Origin of the sequence: Prevotella melaninogenica ATCC 25845 (assembly GCF_000144405.1) — a bacterium.
Taxonomy (GTDB): domain Bacteria; phylum Bacteroidota; class Bacteroidia; order Bacteroidales; family Bacteroidaceae; genus Prevotella; species Prevotella melaninogenica.
Genome location: NC_014370.1, coordinates 1,370,820 through 1,389,216 on the forward strand (window position 1 = coordinate 1,370,820; position 18,397 = coordinate 1,389,216).

At 41.5% G+C, this 18,397-nt stretch carries 13 protein-coding genes; 5 read left to right on the forward strand and 8 right to left on the reverse strand.

Translation table 11 applies throughout. The annotated features are described in order from the left end of the window. Positions 1-77: 77 nt before the first annotated feature. The 4 genes from cls to HMPREF0659_RS05510 all read right to left on the reverse strand — a co-directional run bounded on the left by cls (position 78) and on the right by HMPREF0659_RS05510 (position 7,309). Positions 78-1,499, reverse strand: coding sequence for a cardiolipin synthase (gene cls / locus HMPREF0659_RS05495; RefSeq protein ID WP_013263944.1), 1,422 nt, complete (start codon positions 1,497-1,499; stop codon positions 78-80). 17 nt (positions 1,500-1,516) lie between these two features. Then, positions 1,517-3,187 carry a hypothetical protein gene (locus HMPREF0659_RS05500; RefSeq protein WP_226893171.1) on the reverse strand — a complete coding sequence of 557 codons (1,671 nt, stop codon included), beginning with the start codon at positions 3,185-3,187 and terminating at the stop codon, positions 1,517-1,519. A 5-nt stretch (positions 3,188-3,192) separates the two neighbouring features. Next, complete coding sequence (dnaG, locus tag HMPREF0659_RS05505; RefSeq protein ID WP_174254480.1) at positions 3,193-5,127, reverse strand: DNA primase; 1,935 nt, start codon at positions 5,125-5,127, stop codon at positions 3,193-3,195. A gap of 1,048 nt (positions 5,128-6,175) precedes the next feature. After that, positions 6,176-7,309 carry a hypothetical protein gene (locus HMPREF0659_RS05510; RefSeq protein WP_013264297.1) on the reverse strand — a complete coding sequence of 378 codons (1,134 nt, stop codon included), beginning with the start codon at positions 7,307-7,309 and terminating at the stop codon, positions 6,176-6,178. A 679-nt stretch (positions 7,310-7,988) separates the two neighbouring features. Between HMPREF0659_RS05510 and HMPREF0659_RS05515 the strand changes: the two genes are divergently transcribed. From HMPREF0659_RS05515 to HMPREF0659_RS05535, 5 genes are all read left to right on the forward strand, one after another. Then, positions 7,989-8,858, forward strand: a complete 870-nt coding sequence (locus HMPREF0659_RS05515) for an electron transfer flavoprotein subunit beta/FixA family protein (RefSeq protein ID WP_013264148.1) — start codon at positions 7,989-7,991, stop codon at positions 8,856-8,858. 284 nt (positions 8,859-9,142) lie between these two features. Further along, the gene (locus HMPREF0659_RS05520; protein ID WP_013264598.1) at positions 9,143-10,165 is read left to right on the forward strand and encodes an electron transfer flavoprotein subunit alpha/FixB family protein; all 1,023 of its coding nucleotides are present in this window, start codon (positions 9,143-9,145) and stop codon (positions 10,163-10,165) included. A gap of 145 nt (positions 10,166-10,310) precedes the next feature. After that, the gene (locus tag HMPREF0659_RS05525) at positions 10,311-10,706 is read left to right on the forward strand and encodes an endonuclease domain-containing protein (protein ID WP_013263810.1); all 396 of its coding nucleotides are present in this window, start codon (positions 10,311-10,313) and stop codon (positions 10,704-10,706) included. Between the two features lie 91 nt (positions 10,707-10,797). Then, entirely contained in the window at positions 10,798-12,531 is a 1,734-nt protein-coding gene (locus tag HMPREF0659_RS05530) for an acyl-CoA dehydrogenase family protein (RefSeq protein WP_044045904.1), read from the forward strand. Positions 12,532-12,903: 372 nt separating this feature from the next. Then, a complete protein-coding gene (locus tag HMPREF0659_RS05535; RefSeq protein ID WP_013264685.1) occupies positions 12,904-13,287 on the forward strand; it encodes a hypothetical protein in 384 nt (127 codons plus the stop codon). A 772-nt stretch (positions 13,288-14,059) separates the two neighbouring features. Here HMPREF0659_RS05535 and HMPREF0659_RS05540 read toward each other — a convergent pair. The 4 genes from HMPREF0659_RS05540 to HMPREF0659_RS05555 form a co-directional block, all read right to left on the reverse strand. Next, complete coding sequence (locus HMPREF0659_RS05540; RefSeq protein ID WP_044045905.1) at positions 14,060-14,581, reverse strand: hypothetical protein; 522 nt, start codon at positions 14,579-14,581, stop codon at positions 14,060-14,062. 675 nt (positions 14,582-15,256) lie between these two features. Beyond that, positions 15,257-16,462: a mechanosensitive ion channel family protein gene (locus HMPREF0659_RS05545; RefSeq protein WP_013264102.1), complete on the reverse strand. Its 1,206-nt coding sequence runs from the start codon at positions 16,460-16,462 to the stop codon at positions 15,257-15,259. Positions 16,463-16,547: 85 nt separating this feature from the next. Beyond that, on the reverse strand, positions 16,548-17,876 hold the full coding sequence (gene dacB / locus HMPREF0659_RS05550) for a D-alanyl-D-alanine carboxypeptidase/D-alanyl-D-alanine endopeptidase (protein ID WP_013264998.1): 1,329 nt from the start codon (positions 17,874-17,876) through the stop codon (positions 16,548-16,550). Beyond that, positions 17,873-18,280, reverse strand: a complete 408-nt coding sequence (locus HMPREF0659_RS05555; RefSeq protein WP_004360741.1) for a PH domain-containing protein — start codon at positions 18,278-18,280, stop codon at positions 17,873-17,875. Before HMPREF0659_RS05555 ends, dacB begins: the two co-directional genes overlap by 4 nt. Positions 18,281-18,397 lie beyond the last annotated feature (117 nt).

An 18,397-nucleotide genomic window follows, 5' to 3' on the forward strand; every position in this document is an offset into this window, starting at 1 on the left:
TTCCTTGCTTTACGTATTACCTTATATAATAGTAAACATCTTTGCAGAACTATTTATTTGTAAGAGGTTTCTTACCTTTATAATAAAGGGCTCAAGAGCCTTATTATTGATTCCCACAATCGTTGTAGGAAAGAACGATGTGTAAGGTTTCGCACATCTTCTAAGGCAACACACTCTTCTTGATCTTTTAAGAAGATATCCTTTACTTCTAATGCTATTTTCTTATCATAGAAGAAAGCATTTGCTTCAAAGTCATTCTCAAAGCTACGGAAGTCAACATTAGTAGAACCAATCGTTGCTATGCTATCATCGGCAACAAGAAGTTTCGAATGATTAAAACCAGCCTTATATAAATAAACTTTTACTCCCGCTTTCACTGTATCTAAGACGTATGTGCGTGAAGCCCATTCCACAATCTTTGTGTCTGTCTCGTAAGGAATCATCAGTCTTACATCTACTCCCGACAAAGCTGCAGTACGCATAGCAAAGAGGATTGGGTCGGTAGGAAGGAAGTAAGGTGTTTCCATATAGACATATTGCTTCGCACTGGTAAGTACCCTTACGTAACCTTGCTCTATCTCAGGCCATAAACTTGTTGGACTACTGGTGACAATCTGAATAAGACTATCATTCTCAGTAACCTTACTGACAGGATAATAAACATGATTGGTTATTAGTTCACGACTTACAAAGAACCAATCTACCAAAAAGGCACGTTGCAAACCATATACCGCTGCACCAGTTATCTTAACATGCGTATCACGCCAAGCTAATTTCTTTATCCCTTGCACATAACGATTGGCAATATTCATACCACCGATAAATCCCACCTCACCATCAATCACACATATCTTTCTATGATTACGATAGTTCACCTTACTGGTAAAGACTGGAAAGCGTACAGGCATAAAGGCATATACTTCTATTCCCTCAGCTCGCATACGGTCAAAAAAACGATTCTTTGTTTTCCAAGAACCTACATCATCATAGATGACACGTACCTCTACTCCTTGTCGTGCTTTATCAATCAAAGCATCAGCAACAATCTGCCCCAAGGGGTCACTGGCAATAATAAAAGTATCTAAATGGATATGATGTTCAGCCTTACCAATCTCCATTAACAAAGAAGGAAAAAACTCGTATCCAGAAGTATAAATCTCTGTTTCGTTATTCTTAAATGGTAAGACCCAGTTCTGATTCATGAAGAGTTTGATAAGTTCTCGGTACTCATTAGGCAGATGAAGACGCTTCTGTTCTACAAACTCCAACATGGAATGCTTGGTCAACTGGTCCATACTATACTGCCATATCTTACGCTCCTTACGTGTGGTCTGACCGAAGAAGAAGTAAAGAATGATACCTAACATTGGGATAAACGTCAGCACCAACATCCACGCCATTGTCTTGGCTGGCTGTCGGTTATCCATCAATACGCGTACCATCACCATAATGATGACAACAACGTAGACTGCTAAGAATGCCCAATGAACATAAATCATCTATATTCTCCTTTCCACTAACTATTCGATTCGACTGTTCCGCCAGTCTTATCCTTCTCTCGTAACTGCTGAATATACGCTAACTCGTCTAATGCAAAGTCTCCAGACTCTGGATCATCAATCATCTGACGAAGCATTTCTTCCGCCTCATCAAATCTATGCAACTCTACCAAGACATAAGCCTTTCGTCGGTAAAGAAACTGTAGAAAAGGGTGCACCGATTGTTCGAATTCGCCTTCTTCATCTTCAACAATAGAATTATGTAAGTCTTCCAAGATTCCGTCTATGGTCATCAGCGAACGATAATCACCCAAATAAATCATACAGTTAACATACTCCTCAGCATAAAGAGTGCGATTAACTCCTGTTACAAACGTAAGGTAGTAATAAGCCCTATCATACTGTTGCAACTCGTTATAGCAGAAGCCTAACATATAGCAGACCTCTAAGAAGAGGTTCCGTTCTTCCAGACTCTTTTTTTCTATATTAGAATTCAAAAGGCGGTAAGCGTTCTCCAAACAAGAAATCGCTTCATAGTAACGCTTCTGACGATGAAGAGTCCGACTACGATAAACAAAGCGAGCAGCATCCACACTCTCTACATTGGCAATCAATCGTTGCTCTTCGGTTAGTTGGTTCTCCTCACCATTAGCTACCTTACTCTTAGCCTCCTTCCACATATAAACGAACTCATCCTGCAACTGCTTTGTTGAGCGAAGGTCGTATGCCAACAAGACAGAGTGCGACTGCACCTGTACTTCCTTCGAATGAAGGGGTCTACCAATCCCTGATGGCAATGGTAACAATGTGGCAACTACCTGATAGTAAAGCACATCTTCACAACCATCAGCCTGCTGAATACTGAAAGTCATACGACGACGAGTTGTCGGATGAGCTGGGAGAAAGAATACAAGGTCGAGCATTGCCTTCTGTCGAACAAACGCTCCATCTACTATCAGAGTGTCGGACAGATTATAGGATGCTATAGATTCACGGTCGTTGATAACTGTTACGGTATCTGTTACCACCGTCAACTCAGAGAAGACAACATCCACCAAACCAAAAACCTTATCCATCCACTGCTTCAAAGTTGCAGCTTCCTTATCATTCTGACGCCACTCTGCACCTTTCTTCTGATGTCTTAATTCCTGTTCTCGAAGGAGAAAGAAATCACGCGCAACTTCCTTCTCAGACCATTCCAAATCACTCGTAGCCGAACTTTTTGCTTCCTTCTTCACATCTGTCAGACTCCTAATAAAAGAATTCTGCCATAAAAACATATCGACCATAGCCGAAGAAAGAATATCTTTTGCGCGATCGTCATCTAACAGAAGCGGTGTTAGGATATGCATATCAATGATATTTGTTTCCTCATTGATACTATAGCTAAACCGTGGACCGGTAGAATTAAGATTAAAGTGATTGCACACATGGCGCACAATATTTATATCTTTCATCTCAGCCTCAGCAAAGAAAAGGTATGACAATTCCACCTGTGGACAATTACCGATAATACGAATACCAAAATGTCCACTCTGAAATGTATAACGGACAAGTGCTGCATCACCCTCTTTTCTCCATTCCCCTGTACAGTTGAGTGCCTTCAGTGCCTTTGAGACTATCCTTTTATTCTCACTTAAATCAAGGTCTGAGAGACGAAGTGATGGCTTGAATAAGTTTCTTATCATATTCATCATACCAGAATATTACTACCAGTTTTCTTTGCTAATTCATTACGAAGATTCTGTGTCCTCATTATCTCGCTCATAATCTCTTGCATCTCTTGCGAATCTTTCACCTGCAGAAGTCGTTCATTCAGTTCTTTCAAGTGGAAAGAAACATATTCTAAACGGAAGTCAGCTACAAGATGTATAACACGATCACGCAATGTTTGTTCCGTTTCTTTCACTTGCAGACTCCCTGCGAGTTGGAAACGATCTACGCTCAATCTCACTGCTACAGATGCGATATTAATATCTGCATGCTGTGTGAAATACTCTTCAGCCTTGAACCCTTCTTCACCACAATGCTCTACAGCCTCCTGCAGTATCTTAGTATAAAGTTCATTTGAGAAACCAAGATTATCGCTTCCAAGGTCATAAGCAATATATTGTGCTACGGTCAGGTTATATGTCTGTCCGCTATTCTCATCTTTCACATCACGGAAGATTACCTTCTCACCATCCTTGACGACAGCTTGGATAAGCATTTGCTCTACCTTCGATGTTGTCGGTTTAGAGGCTACAGCCATTGCATCCTCCCGTTGCTCCTCCATTACCGCAGCCCGATGTTGCTGTTGTTCACGTGTCTGTTGTTCTCGATTGGAATAGATATTACGATTCATCTGGTCCATCAAGGTTCGCTCTGACACGCCTGTACGATTCGCACACTCACGGATATAGGTATCACGGAGTATCGGGTCTTTTATAACAGAAATGCTTTGCACTATTGAACCAACTGCCTCTGAACGCTTAATCGGATCAGTAACACCCTTTAATAGTACGTTAATCTTAAAGACGATGAAGTCTGTCTGATTATCTTCAATATATTTTCTGAAATCTTCTGCACTGTAACTACGTGCGAACTCATCTGGGTCTTTTCCGTCAGGAAGTAACAGCACCTTCACATTCATACTCTCAGCCAACAGCATATCCGTACCTCGTAAAGCAGCATGCTGACCAGCCTCATCGCCATCATAAAGTAGAACGATATTAGGAGTAAAGCGGTGCAAAAGACGTATCTGATGTACAGAAAGTGCTGTACCACTATTAGCTACGACATTTTCAATACCACACTGGTGCATAGAGACAACGTCCGTATATCCCTCCACCATATAAACAAGGTCGTGCTTAGCTATAGCTTTCTTTGCTTGGAAGATACCATAGAGTTCTCTCTCTTTATGATAGATAACACTATCTGGAGAATTGACATACTTCTGACTAACGCCCTTCGTACGAGAATCCAGCAGACGACCACCGAAGGCTGTCACCTTACCGCTCACACCCACCCATGGGAACATCACACGTCCATTGAAGCGGTCGATAAGTTCTCCATTCTCACGCTCAAAGCAAAGACCAGTCTTTATAAGAAAATCTCTTTGAAAACCTGCCTTTAAGGCTACATCAGCAAAAGCATGACGACTTGAAAGACAGAAACCTAACTGAAACTTACGAATGATATCATCTCTAAAACCACGGCTGCGAAAATACTGCATACCAATAGCCATACCATCAACATCGTTGTGCAAGATATCATTAAAGTACTTTGCAGCCCACTCATTGACCAAGAACATTGATTCTCGTTCATTCTCCTGCTGCTTTTCCTCATTCGTCAGTTCTCGCTCATGCACCTCAATATGATACTTATTCGCAAGCCACTTCAAGGCTTCAGGATAAGTCATCTGCTCATGCTCCATGATAAACTTCACAGCATTACCCGCCGCACCACATGAAAAGCATTTGTAAACACCTTTCACAGGACTAACGGAAAACGATGGTGTACGGTCATCATGAAAAGGGCACAAACCTTTATAGCTTGTTCCCGTCTTGCGTAAAGAAACGAAATCGCTGACTACCTCAACGATATTCGACGCATTCATAATCCTATCTACAGTCGGTCTATCTATCATTATGCTACAAAGATAACACAAACCAATGAGATAGCAAAGTTAGAACAAGAAAAAGATAGATACAGCTTATAAGAGATTTCACAAAGTATTTTATATTCGATAAATTATGTGCTGACAAAATAGCTATCACACTCTCCTCATGCTGACACTTCCACTTCACCAAATTATCTTCATGAATAAAATAACACCTATTTATTACAAAATAGTTTTGTTTTTAATTGCTGTCACATTTAACATTTCACGTAATTACACTATAAACCAATGAGTTAAGTACCAACACTGAATAACAGATATGACAGGAAATCTAACTTCAAGGTTTTCTTATAGCTCTTCGGAAATTTGGGGTAAATCTATAATGAAGGTATGATTACACCCTATTAGATGGTTTTAGAATGGGGGATAAACTACATGATTAATCTAATTAGGTGCGATGTCTACCTGTCTTATACAAACAACTTTTTCACTTATTAGCTGAGATTTGTAAACTATTTTTCCACGACTCAAAATCAATACATGCACTTTTGGCTTCTTAAAGACGCTCTTTAGGCTTGCAAAAGATGCCCTTTAAGGTCTTTACTAACGCCCTTTTGAAGTCTAATTAAGCACCTTTTCTTGCACGACTTCATAACTAATTGATTTACTGCTGGTTGCAATCTCGCTTTTTACACGTGTTTTTCTGCTTTCTTTTAGGTGTTTTATATGAATTTATGTAATGATTTTTCAACATCCTATCTACAAATTTTTGACGTTTTAAAAAGAAATGGTTATCAGTGTCGGAGAGTGAATAAAATAGACAGCCAAGACTATCTTGGTTGTCTATTTGCTTAATCTATATCTTTGGTTTACCATTAAAGCTATACGAAAAAATGTCTATGCGTTTAACGGAAGACCCCCCAAGAAGTTCGAAATGACATGCTTTACCAGAATTCGTATGTATCTATTTATGTAGCATACTGATAATCAACAATAATTTATACGCCATATTCCTGAATCGTTACATCTTTCTTTTATTGCCCTATGGAACCCTTGATAAATTCTCACACTGGATTCAATAAACGTTATATTCTTTCTTCACATTCTGCAATGACTCCTCTTGTCTTCTTTCCTTTTTGCTCATAATAATCTTCATTGCAAAAGGTTGAGGCAATAAAAGAAATTCTGTTCCTTCACCCACCTCGTTTTTCAGATAAGGTTGTGCCTCATAAATAGAGGTAACATTATAAACTTCAACTCCTTTTTTCTTCTTTCCTTTAAACTCTTCTTGAATATAATTAGAATAGCGACAACTACTTAGGTAAAAGGAGTTATCCAATGAGCGATACTCTGCCTCAACATCAATCTGCCAGTCCTTATATTGATGTCCATATATAGCATTGATTGTTGAGCGCACAAGTGCATTAGTACGGTGCTGCACATTATAAGCCAATCCCGTAGAACGTTTTGCTCTGAGGATGACATTTTGTAGGGTATCTATACATAAATAACCCGAATCTTTCCAATCTTTTTTCGACTTGAATAGGAGTCTTACCACATTGACACCCAAGCTTTCAGACTCATTATCCACATAGAACCGATGTTCCTTCACAAACTTCTCATCCATATCAGAAACAAAGTCATGGTAAAGCGTATTTTTAAGGTTACTATAGTCACAACCAGCTGACTTATCCTTAAAGGTGATAATATTCTCCAAGGGAGAGATTTCAAAGAGTTCCTTCTTTCTTACCAGTCCATTACTTACAAAGCGATATAACACCGTATCGCCTACATTCTGTGTCTGATACTCATATCTTAGAACTCCATTACTTCTATACTTCTTTGCTTTCGTCTTTACAAATTTCATCAACATGGGTTTAATCCATGCTGGCTCGCCCGCAGGACTCACGACAACTTCCGAAAGCAACTGCATACTTTGCTCCATAAACAGTGTATCAGACAATACTTTCACGCTTTCTTTCTGATAGTTTATATGAGAAATCATCAGATTATCAAAAGCAAAATCCACAACAACTCTCCCCTGTTGGTCGCTAAACGTACTCCTCACTTTCCCCATGTAGGTGGTATATACACTTGCTCTACTCACAGGGATATTATTTACTTTATCCCATATCACAAAGCCTTTCTGCGCAAATGAAGTCACAGAAAGACATAAAAAGACAATGCTAACGATAGTACGTTTATTCATTTGCTATATTAAGTTTATTTATCTGCAAAATTCTTTTATCTTCAAGGAACTGCAAGTATCAAAACTTCAAAAGGGTTAGAACTCACCACGCAAAGGTATGAAAAAAGAAAAGTACACACAATATTATCTTCTTATTTTAGGTAAATAATGTACTTATAAACATATTGTATCATAACTATACACGCCCTTCTTCATCATGATACATACAACTTCATGGAATTATTTTCATGAAAAAAAATATTTATCTTCATGAACAAAAATATTTCTTTTCATGAAAATAATTCTTTCTGTTCACGTAAATAATTCTATATAGTACGAATATAACAAGATTGAAAAGGCTATAAAAGAGGATTCTGACAGAGCTTTTCCATTAAAATTAAGGGTTTTTAAATAGTAAAGGAAATATTATCATCCATCAACCTCCGCATCATTTCTATGCTATACACTTAAGTTCAAATCGGTTATTAGAGCTTTACTTCCGCAAAACAAATGAGGGTACAACTCTCTTAAACTACAACACCTCCTCTAACTCCAACAAAACAGCTCATAGGATAGCTCCTAACAAACCTAAACACAGTTAAGTGGTTTTTGTGCAACTTTTTTTGTTTATGTTGCAAAAAAAACGTACTTTTGCCCTCAACCAAAGCAATTGAATATTAAATAACACATTATTATATTTATGAGTTTGAAAATTGTAGTACTTGCTAAGCAGGTACCTGACACAAGAAATGTGGGAAAAGATGCCATGACAGCCGAAGGAACGGTAAACCGTGCCGCACTGCCTGCCATCTTCAACCCTGAAGACCTAAACGCTTTGGAGCAGGCTCTGAGACTGAAGGAACAGAACCCAGGCTCTACTGTAGGAATCTTAACCATGGGTCCTCCACGCGCCGGAGAAATCATCCGACAGGGACTCTATCGTGGTGCTGATACTGGCTGGTTGCTTACCGATCGTAAGTTTGCTGGTGCTGACACACTCGCTACTTCTTATGCTTTAGCGACAGCTGTACAGAAAATCGGTGATGTAGACATTATCATCGGTGGACGACAGGCTATCGATGGTGACACCGCACAGGTAGGACCACAGGTTGCACAGAAGTTAGGACTCAATCAAGTTACTTACGCAGAAGAAATCCTGAAGATTGAGGATGGCAAGGCTACTATCCGTCGCCATATTGATGGTGGTGTAGAGACCGTTGTAGCTCCATTACCAGTACTCATCACTGTGAATGGTACTGCTGCTCCTGCACGTCCTTGCAATGCCAAACTCGTGATGAAGTACAAGTATGCTACTTGTCCTATGGAGCGCAAAGGTGATGAGCCTTGGACACAGCTCTATGAGGAGCGTCCTTACCTCACACTGAATCAGTGGTCAGTTGCCGATGTCAACGGTGATGAGGAGCAGTGCGGTTTGAGTGGTTCACCAACAAAGGTGAAGTCTGTTCAGAACATCGTCTTCCAAGCTAAGGAGAGTAAGACGCTCACTGGCTCAGATGGGGATGTAGAAGGACTCATCAAAGAACTGTTAGGAGAGAAGATTATTGGTTAAAAACGACAGAACAACTAACCAACCGACTAACAAGTCAACCGACTGGCCCCTCCCCCATCCCCTCCCCCAAAGGGAGGGGCATAGAATGTCCTGACGCTTTATACATTGGCTACAGACAAATTATAAAGGGGGAAGCAGCTTTTATTATTTTTAATAAGGTCGCTGTACTACAGCAAGTGACACATTTCACTCCCCTCCCTTTGGGGGAGGGGTAAGGGGGAGGGGCCAGTTGGGGCCAGTTGGGGGCAGTTAGTTGGATTAGTGCTTGGTCGAAGATTTTATTTATGAACAACGTATTTGTATATTGCGAAATAGAGGAAACCACCGTACAGGAGGTTTCACAGGAGCTGTTGACCAAAGGTCGCAAGCTCGCAAATGAGTTAGGTGTGGAACTCCACGCCATCGCTGCAGGTAGTGGCATCAAAGGAAAGGTAGAAGACCAAATCCTGCCATACGGTGTAGACAAACTCTTTGTCTTTGATGGTGAGGGACTCTTCCCTTACACATCAGCACCACACACAGACATTCTTGTAAACCTCTTCACTGAGGAGAAACCACAGATCTGTTTGATGGGTGCTACTGTTATCGGTCGTGACCTCGGTCCACGTGTGTCATCATCCCTGACAAGTGGTCTTACCGCCGATTGTACTCAACTTGAGATTGGTGACTACGAAGATAAGAAAGCAGGTAAGCGTTATGAGAACCTGCTCTATCAGATTCGTCCTGCCTTCGGTGGTAACATCGTAGCAACCATCGTCAATCCTGACCACCGTCCACAGATGGCTACCGTACGCTCTGGCGTTATGCAGAAAGCTATCTATGAGGGTGAGGCAAAGGGCGAGGTTGTCTATCCAGATGTAGCGAAGTATGTCCCAGAGGTTGACTATGTTGTAAAGGTTATCGACCGTCATGTTGAGCCAGCACAGAACAACCTCAAGGAGGCTTCAATCGTTATCGCAGGTGGCTATGGTGTTGGCTCTAAAGAGGGTTTCGACTTACTCTTCAAGTTAGCTAAAGAGCTTCATGGAGAGGTTGGTGCCAGCCGTGCCGCTGTTGATGCAGGTTGGGTAGACCACGATCGTCAAATTGGTCAGACCGGTGTCACCGTCCATCCAAAGGTTTACATCGCTTGTGGTATCTCTGGACAGATTCAGCACATTGCTGGTATGCAGGACAGTGGTATCGTCATCTCTATCAACAACGACCCAGACGCTCCTATCAATTCCATCGCTGACTATATCATCAATGGCACCGTTGAAGAGGTTGTTCCGAAGTTGATAAAGTATTATAAGCAGAATAGTAAGTAACAAAGAAGTGGCCCCTCCCCCTTACCCCTCCCCCGAAGGGAGGGGAGTAAAATGCGAGAAGGGAGTCAAAGGAGGCTAATGCTACAGAATACTTATTATCACAGAAGTCATAACGTGCATATTTTTGATGAACTACTACTGACCTATGACTAAAGAAAATAGAAAGAAATGCACCTACAAGACAGCTTCACCTGATAGATACCATATTCTAAAAGACTTTGCAAAGGAGAATCGAAACGAGATGACTTTGGCAGAAGAGATTCTATGGAAAGAATTAAAAGGTACAAGGGGCGAATGTCATTTCAGAAGACAGCATCCTATAGGTGACTTCATTGTAGACTTTGCTTGTCTTTCACAAAACTTAGTCATAGAAGTAGATGGGGCTTACCATAAGCAACCGCTACAAGAGGTAGACGATGAAACAAGAGCAGAATACCTCAACGAAATGGGCTTTAATGTGCTTAGATTCACCAACGAAGAGATATACACGGACATTGACAATGTGATAGAACAAATAACCGAATTTATAAACAACGAATAAAAAGAGACCCTAACCATAGGAAACAGTACATTCTACTCCCCTCCCTTCGGGGGAGGGGCAAGGGGGAGGGGCCACTCTTACATTTTTTATCATGGCAAATTATTATACTGACCACCCAGAAATAGCGTTTCACTTGGAGCATCCATTGATGAAACGCATCGTAGAACTGAAAGAGCGTAACTACGCTGATGCTTCTACACACGCTGACGCACCGGTAAACTATGAGGATGCTATCGAGAACTACAAACGCATCTTGGATATCACTGGTGACATAACAGCAAATATCATTGCACCTAACTCTGAGGCTGTAGACATCGAAGGTCCACACCTTATCGACAACCGTATGCACTATGCCAGCAAGACCTTGGAGAATATCCAGGCTACACGTCAGGCAGGATTGTGGGGTGTTTCTATGCCTCGCCGTTATGGTGGACTGAACCTTCCAAACGTTGTCTTCTCTATGATGTCTGAGTTGATTGCTGCTGCCGATGCTGGTTTCCAGAATATCTGGTCTTTGCAGTCTTGTATCGACACACTCTATGAGTTTGGTAATGAGGAGCAGCGTCAGAAGTATATTCCTCGTATCTGCGAAGGAGAGATGATGTCAATGGACCTCACCGAGCCTGATGCTGGTTCCGACCTTCAGCGTGTAATGCTCAAAGCTACCTTCGATGAGAAGGAGAACTGCTGGCGTCTGAATGGTGTGAAGCGTTTCATTACCAATGGCGACTCTGACATCCACCTCGTTCTTGCACGTTCAGAAGAGGGTACACGTGATGGTCGTGGCCTTTCTATGTTCATCTATGACAAACGTAATGGCGGTGTTGACGTACGTCATATCGAGCATAAACTCGGTATTCATGGTTCTCCTACCTGCGAGCTTGTTTACAAGAATGCGAAGGCAGAGCTCTGTGGTAACGTCCGCATGGGTCTTATTAAATATGTAATGGCATTGATGAATGGTGCTCGCCTTGGTATCGCAGCACAGTCTGTCGGGCTTGAGCAGGAGGCTTACAACGAGGGATTGGCTTACGCTAAGGATCGTGCACAGTTCGGTAAGAAGATTGTCAACTTCCCAGCTGTCTACGATATGCTCTCTCGTATGAAGGCGAAACTCGATGCTGGTCGTTCTCTCTTGTATCAGACTGCACGCTATGTTGATATCTACAAGGCATTGGAAGATATCGCACGTGACCAGAAGCTCACCCCTGAGGAGCGTCAGGAGATGAAGAAGTACACTCGTCTTGCTGATGCTTTCACACCATTGGCAAAGGGTATCAACTCTGAGTATGCTAACCAGACAGCTTACGATTCTATCTCTATCCACGGTGGTTCTGGTTTCATCATGGAGTATAAGTGTCAGCGTCTGTACCGTGATGCACGTATCTTCTCTATCTATGAGGGTACAACACAGTTGCAGGTTGTTGCTGCTGTACGTTACATCACTAACGGTACCTACCTCTCTATCATGAAGGAGATGCTTGAGGGCGAACTCTCTTGCGACTGCATGAAGGGTCTGCGTGAGCGTGTAGCTAAACTCGTCCAGCTCTACGAAGAGGCTGTTGAGAAGGTTAACGCAAGCGAAAACCAGGATGTTCACGACTTCCTTGCACGCCGTCTTTACAACATGACAGCCGACATCATCGGTTCTCTCCTCCTCATTCAAGATGCTTCTAAGGCACCAGACCTCTTCAAGAAGTCTGCCCATGTCTTTGTTCGCATGGCAGAGGAAGAAGTTATCGGTCACACTGCTTATATCAAAGCCTTCAACCCAGAAGACCTTGAGCAGTTCAAGGCTGTGGAAGAAGAGAATGCTGAAGCATAATCCTTTTTGTTAAGGTTAACACCATACAAAAGCAACCGAGCACAACGCTTGGTTGCTTTTTTCATTGCAAAACAGGCTCTAACAAAGCTGATAAAGAACTATCATCAACCTATATCCCTCCACGCACCAACGGTACCTCTGTGTCTAACGATTGCAACTATATAAAACCTCTGTGTTCTCCTTTGCTCTGTGTGACCTATCTTCAAACTTCTAATCTCAAAAGGTATCACTCCAAATTGCCGAAGACTCTTAAAACTCTGCAAAGGTAGCACAATAAATAAGGAGAAGAAAAACTGAAATAATTATAAATATTAGTAGTTATCTGCTTATTTATAACTATCTTTGTCATCCATATTTAAAGGAGAGAATAAGATGAAGAAATATTTTAAAGCAAGTATGTTGCTGATGGGCTTATTGTTCATCCAGTCAACAACAGCATCTGCACAATGCCCAATCAAGGAGCAGATAATGAATGGTGATGATGGAGGTGAAGGTCTGGAAAAGGCAAAACGTGAAAGAGAGAAGACTCCTGTTAGCCACACGCTGATTATCTTCTTCGACAAGAAGACAGGCAACAAACCTCTACTGAAAGCCATCAAGAAGCAGGGCTGTACCCTACTCTACAAATACAAGGAGTTCAGTGGTGTAGCGGTCAAGGTTGACGAAAAACACGACGTTGATAAGGCCATTGCCGAATTCAGAAAGGTGAAAGGCGTAACGAGCGTGAACAAAGACGGAATAATGCAGTTGCAATAGAAGAGACGTAATTCATAATTCAAAATTATTCGAACGAAGTTCTCATCAGTACGTCATAATTATGATTACTGATATAATTCGCAATGCATAATTCACAATGCATAATTATGATTACTACTATACGCTGTGTTTATTGCTACAAGTAACTTGTTCACTTGTAAACCCGCAAACTCGTTTACTTATGAACTTGTAAGCTTGTTCACTTGCAAAAAACTCTGTGAACTCCCCAGACCACATGGTTACTCTGTGGACTTAAGTGCTATCTAAACCTCAGTGTAACTCTGTGAACTCTGTGAGAGAACCTTTTTAATTCATAATTATGATTACCAGTGTCCACTATGTTTCTTACTGCGAATTAAGACTGGAAAACAAAAAGACAAAAGAATAAAACAGCAAAATACTCTTTTACCGTTTTATTCTTTTGTCTTTTACTTTATAGGTTTCCTCAAAATAGGTAGCAATGAAATCTACTTACGTTAGTAAGAAAAACACCTATTATACGATAATAGTTTTGTTTTTAGTTGCTGTCACATTTAACATTTCATGTAAATACGCTATCAACCAACAAGTTAAACACTAATTTTGTATGACAGATATGACAGGAAAATATATTTTAGGGATTTTCTTATCCTCAAAGAACAATTGAACCAGTAGCTTAAAAGCAACTTCAAGCTGACATCACAGCTAACCATTCCACGATAAAGCTGTAGAAAGTAAGGTAGAGGCACTTGTATAACCAAGCCACCACAACCCAACTCTCCACACTTATTCCTTACCGGCTCATTGTCAGTATAAGTTCCTTCCCTTTCTCTAAGTTTACTGTTCCGCTAAAAATCTGGTTGTCTTTGTTAATCTGTTTGTCAGCGGTAGTATGATATACTTCCAGTTGATAATTACCAGAAACGATATTCTGCATTTTGAAATCAACATCATAGCGACAGATGCAGTTTGTCATCATGTCCTTATCGGGATACAGGATGAGAACAATCTTACCCTCACTGCTGCTTGCTGCTACATGGAACAGGTCGATTGCACAGTTATCCATGACGTTTGCAAAACGTGCCGTGACAGTATTCTCTTTACCGAGCAAAAGGTGCAACACAGACCGCTGCCCTATGAAATGATTATAGTAATCAGGACGAGACTCCATCAGAGAGGCTGAGGCTTTGCAGCCTGACGACTTTACATCACTTACTCCAATACTACCAACAACAGTGTTTTCCGTTGAACAAGATAACATCAACACTGATAGGCAGAATATAGCCAAACAATTAATTGATTTCCAATATTTCATACGTATGTCTATTTATAGGGTTAGTTAACACAAAAGATTCTTCGTAAAGATAGTGTTTTATTTTGTAGAATGAAACTTTCCTCATGTTAAAAAATCTATATCATGTTATTTCAATACCCAAGCAGTTAACCAAAGTCCTTTTCGTTCTATCCCTACACAAACCGTGTTTTATCTTCAACTATACGGAATGTCTGTATATCCGGCAAGACCTCTATCACATAGACTGTACCCGGATGGAAATTGAATTCCATTTCTTTCTTATAGATAACCTTATGAGCAGCGCGGCGTTTCAAAAACCTGTATTCATAGAATTGAAATGTCACCCTGTGCCTTCCAGCAGCGATAAACCCAAATCGGTCATTAGAACCTAAATATATTTTGTTTTATTATCGAGCAGATTGTTTAGCTTTGGGACGCAGGCGTAGCGGCTACGTCAAGTTACAAAGACGGACAAGATACCGATAAGAAAATAAAAGGTGTTAAGAAACAATACCATAGTAATAAGAATGATACATATTGTGATCTAATGACTGATTTAGGTTTAAGGTTTAACCAAGCAACTTAAAGAATAAAACTAAGCCTTCGCACGATATGTGCGGAGCCTCCGCACATGTCGTGTTGATGCTCCGCACATATTGTGTTGAGGGTTTTAATAAAACTCCTCTACCAACTCTTTTACTGCACAGGGGCTTGTGCATAGACCTTCAAGCCGAACTCGTTGGCGTAGGCATAAACGTGTTCGAGGATGTCAGCCATGGCATGCTCGTAAGGAATCCAGTCTTTCTGACGTAGGAAGAAGTAAAGTTCCATAGGTATACCCGCCTGTGTTGCCTCCAATTGACGTACGAGGAGAGGCATCTTCGCATTGACATCCTCACGCTTGGCAAGGTAATGCTCCATATAACGACGGAAGAGAGCAGTCGTCACAACCTCACCCTTTAGGTCGTCCGCCTTAGCAAGTCCCTTATCAATTAGCTGTTGTTTGAGTCCATCGTCAGCAATACGAATGCTGCGAACATCAAAATAAATCATCTTCTTGACCCTTTGTCCCTCTACATCTTCCAACCCCTTCCAGTTCTGGAACATTCCACTAACTAATGTAAGAGGCGGTACGGTGGTAATCGTATTATCTGATTGACGAATCTTTACAGTTGTGAGTGTGATATCAATGACCGTTCCATCCACAAAGCCGCCAGGTAGAGTAATACGGTCACCAATATGTATCATCTCGTTACTCGTCAGACGGACACCAGCAACAAGACCATCAATCGTGTCCTTAAAGACTAACATAAGAACAGCAGAGGTAGCTCCTAAGCCTGCCAACAACGTCATCGGACTACGATTAATAAGGATTCCAACTACCACAATCACAGCAATAAAGATAGCAAGAATCTTCAATACGCCACAGAAAGACTTAAGATAAAGGCTCGTCGAATCACCCGGTTTCGTGTTGAGATAGCGCAGACGGTCGATGAGTTTCGTCACAAGTCGCGTCGTTGCTATGGTAAGATAGACGGCAGTTATTCGTGTCAAAGCCACCTGTACGACATGGTACTGATAGAAGACAAGCGGCATCAACTGCCATATCACCAAGGCAGGGACAATGTGGCAGGCTGTACGCAACACTTGATGGTCAAGGACTACATCGTCCCATCGAGCTTGCGTACGCTTTACCAGACGAAGAACAAGGGGAACGAATAAGTATTTACAGATTCGTTCGGCAATGAAAGCCAACAAGATTGCTACTAATGTCAATAAGACATGACGCAATACAGGAACGGTATGACCATGTACACCGACTGACTCAATAATATTCTCGACGAAGATTCTTATCTCTTCAAGGACATCTTCAAGGAGATTATGGGGAAGTTTTGGTATCATAAATTCTTTTCTTTTTAAAGGGTTATTGGACTTATTGGGCTAATAAGGCTAATTGGGCAAATAGGGCTAATTAGCCTAATAAGCCCTATTGGCACAACGCCACACAAATCTTGTTTTGGAAATTACGCATCGGTCCATTGCTGAGTCCACCATTATTAATAATAGAGAAACAAAGCAGATGACCATTAGAAGTAGTGAGATAACCCGCAAGTGAGCTGACACCCTTCACCGTACCAGTCTTTGCACGTACGTTGCCAGCTGCCGCCGTACCACGCATACGGCTCTTCAAAGTTCCGTCTACGCCAGCTATCGGCTGTGCTTCAAGATAGGCACCATAGATATCTGAACGCTGATAAGCATAGCGCAAGAGCTTTGTTTCAAGTTCGGTACTTACATAGTTATACAGAGACAAGCCAGAACCATCTGCAACATTATAATCACGAGGATTCAGTCCGATACGGCTGAAGAGTGCGTTCTCATACTGGCGTGCGGTCTTTGCACCTGCCCATCGTGTGCCACCATTAGCAGCCAACTGATAGAACATAGACTCAGCATAGAGGTTGTCGCTCACCTTCATCATACGATGGAGAACCTGACGAATAGAATGTGTACGTGTCGTTAGCAACTGTGCATCAGTTGGTAGCTGACGTTCGCCAGTAGAACCATTCAGCGTCACACCCATATCTTCTAACTTACGGGAGAAACGATAGGTGAATTCGTCCTTACCATCAACGAGCAAAGGAGAGAGATTAGGATTCTTATCATCCCAACACCAACCCTCGCCCAAACGGTCACGATCCTTAAAAGAGAGGTCGGCATAGACACCGCCTTCTATCGTCTTGATACCTAAGTCTCGTACGGCACGTGCCATCTCTGTCAAATCCGAAGAAGAGAGCATTGGATCCATACCGCCAACACAATAGAGGTCGCCACGCAATACTTGCGTAGAGTCGTCAATCACACCCGTATAGTAAAGGTTTGTCTTAAAGTCATAATCAGCCCCAAGTTTATCCAATGTTGCAATAGCAGTAACACACTTCATTGTAGAAGCAGGGCGCATGTGAAGACGTTCACGGAACTGATAGACAGGTACATCATCCGTCAAATCCCATACCATCACACTTGTTTGTACGGTCTCTAAAAGCGGACTTCGGAGTATACCATCCAATCGGGCGGTGATATTCTCCTTCCAACTAAGATGGCTATCCGTGGTAAAAGCAGGGATGATACTATCGGTATCTTCCTCTTCCTCACTAACATCATTAGCAGTAGAAGTCACCTTAGGTTGAACAGCTGTAACTGCTTTCGGATGAAGTATATTCGCAACCTCCGTACTATCTAAATATACCTGCGCTTGTACAGGCAAACTCAATACGACACCGAAGATTAGTGCCGATAAGTATTTTAATTTCATACCTCGTTATCTTTCTTTTCTAATCGTTTTTTCAGTGCTGACAAAAAGTTATCAACATTATCAGGCTGTACGCTGACAACACTGCCATTCATCATCTCTAACAATGCATAATAACCGAGACGAAAGGCAAACGGGCGTTTCTCAATAGTCTTCACATCACTGAGTAAAACACGCTTCGTCAGTCCAACTCTTCCTGTCTTCACCAACAGAACACCATCATCGGTCAATACATATTTAGTATGAATGGCACGATCAACGGCTCTTATCGTCACAACAATAAGCAAGAAGCCTAATACGACCATCAGACTATTCGTACGATGCCAAAGACAGAAGAAGGCTGCAAGGGCAAAAACCACGATGGCTCCCATGTCATTTATCGTCACTTTATGTTGGAAAGTTCTCATATTAACTGCAAAAGTACAAAAAAAAGCCTTTGTACGTCAATATATTACATAAAAAGATAATGGCAACCAACGAGTGGTTGCCATTATTAAGGGGAGGGTATTGGGCTAATTAGCCTA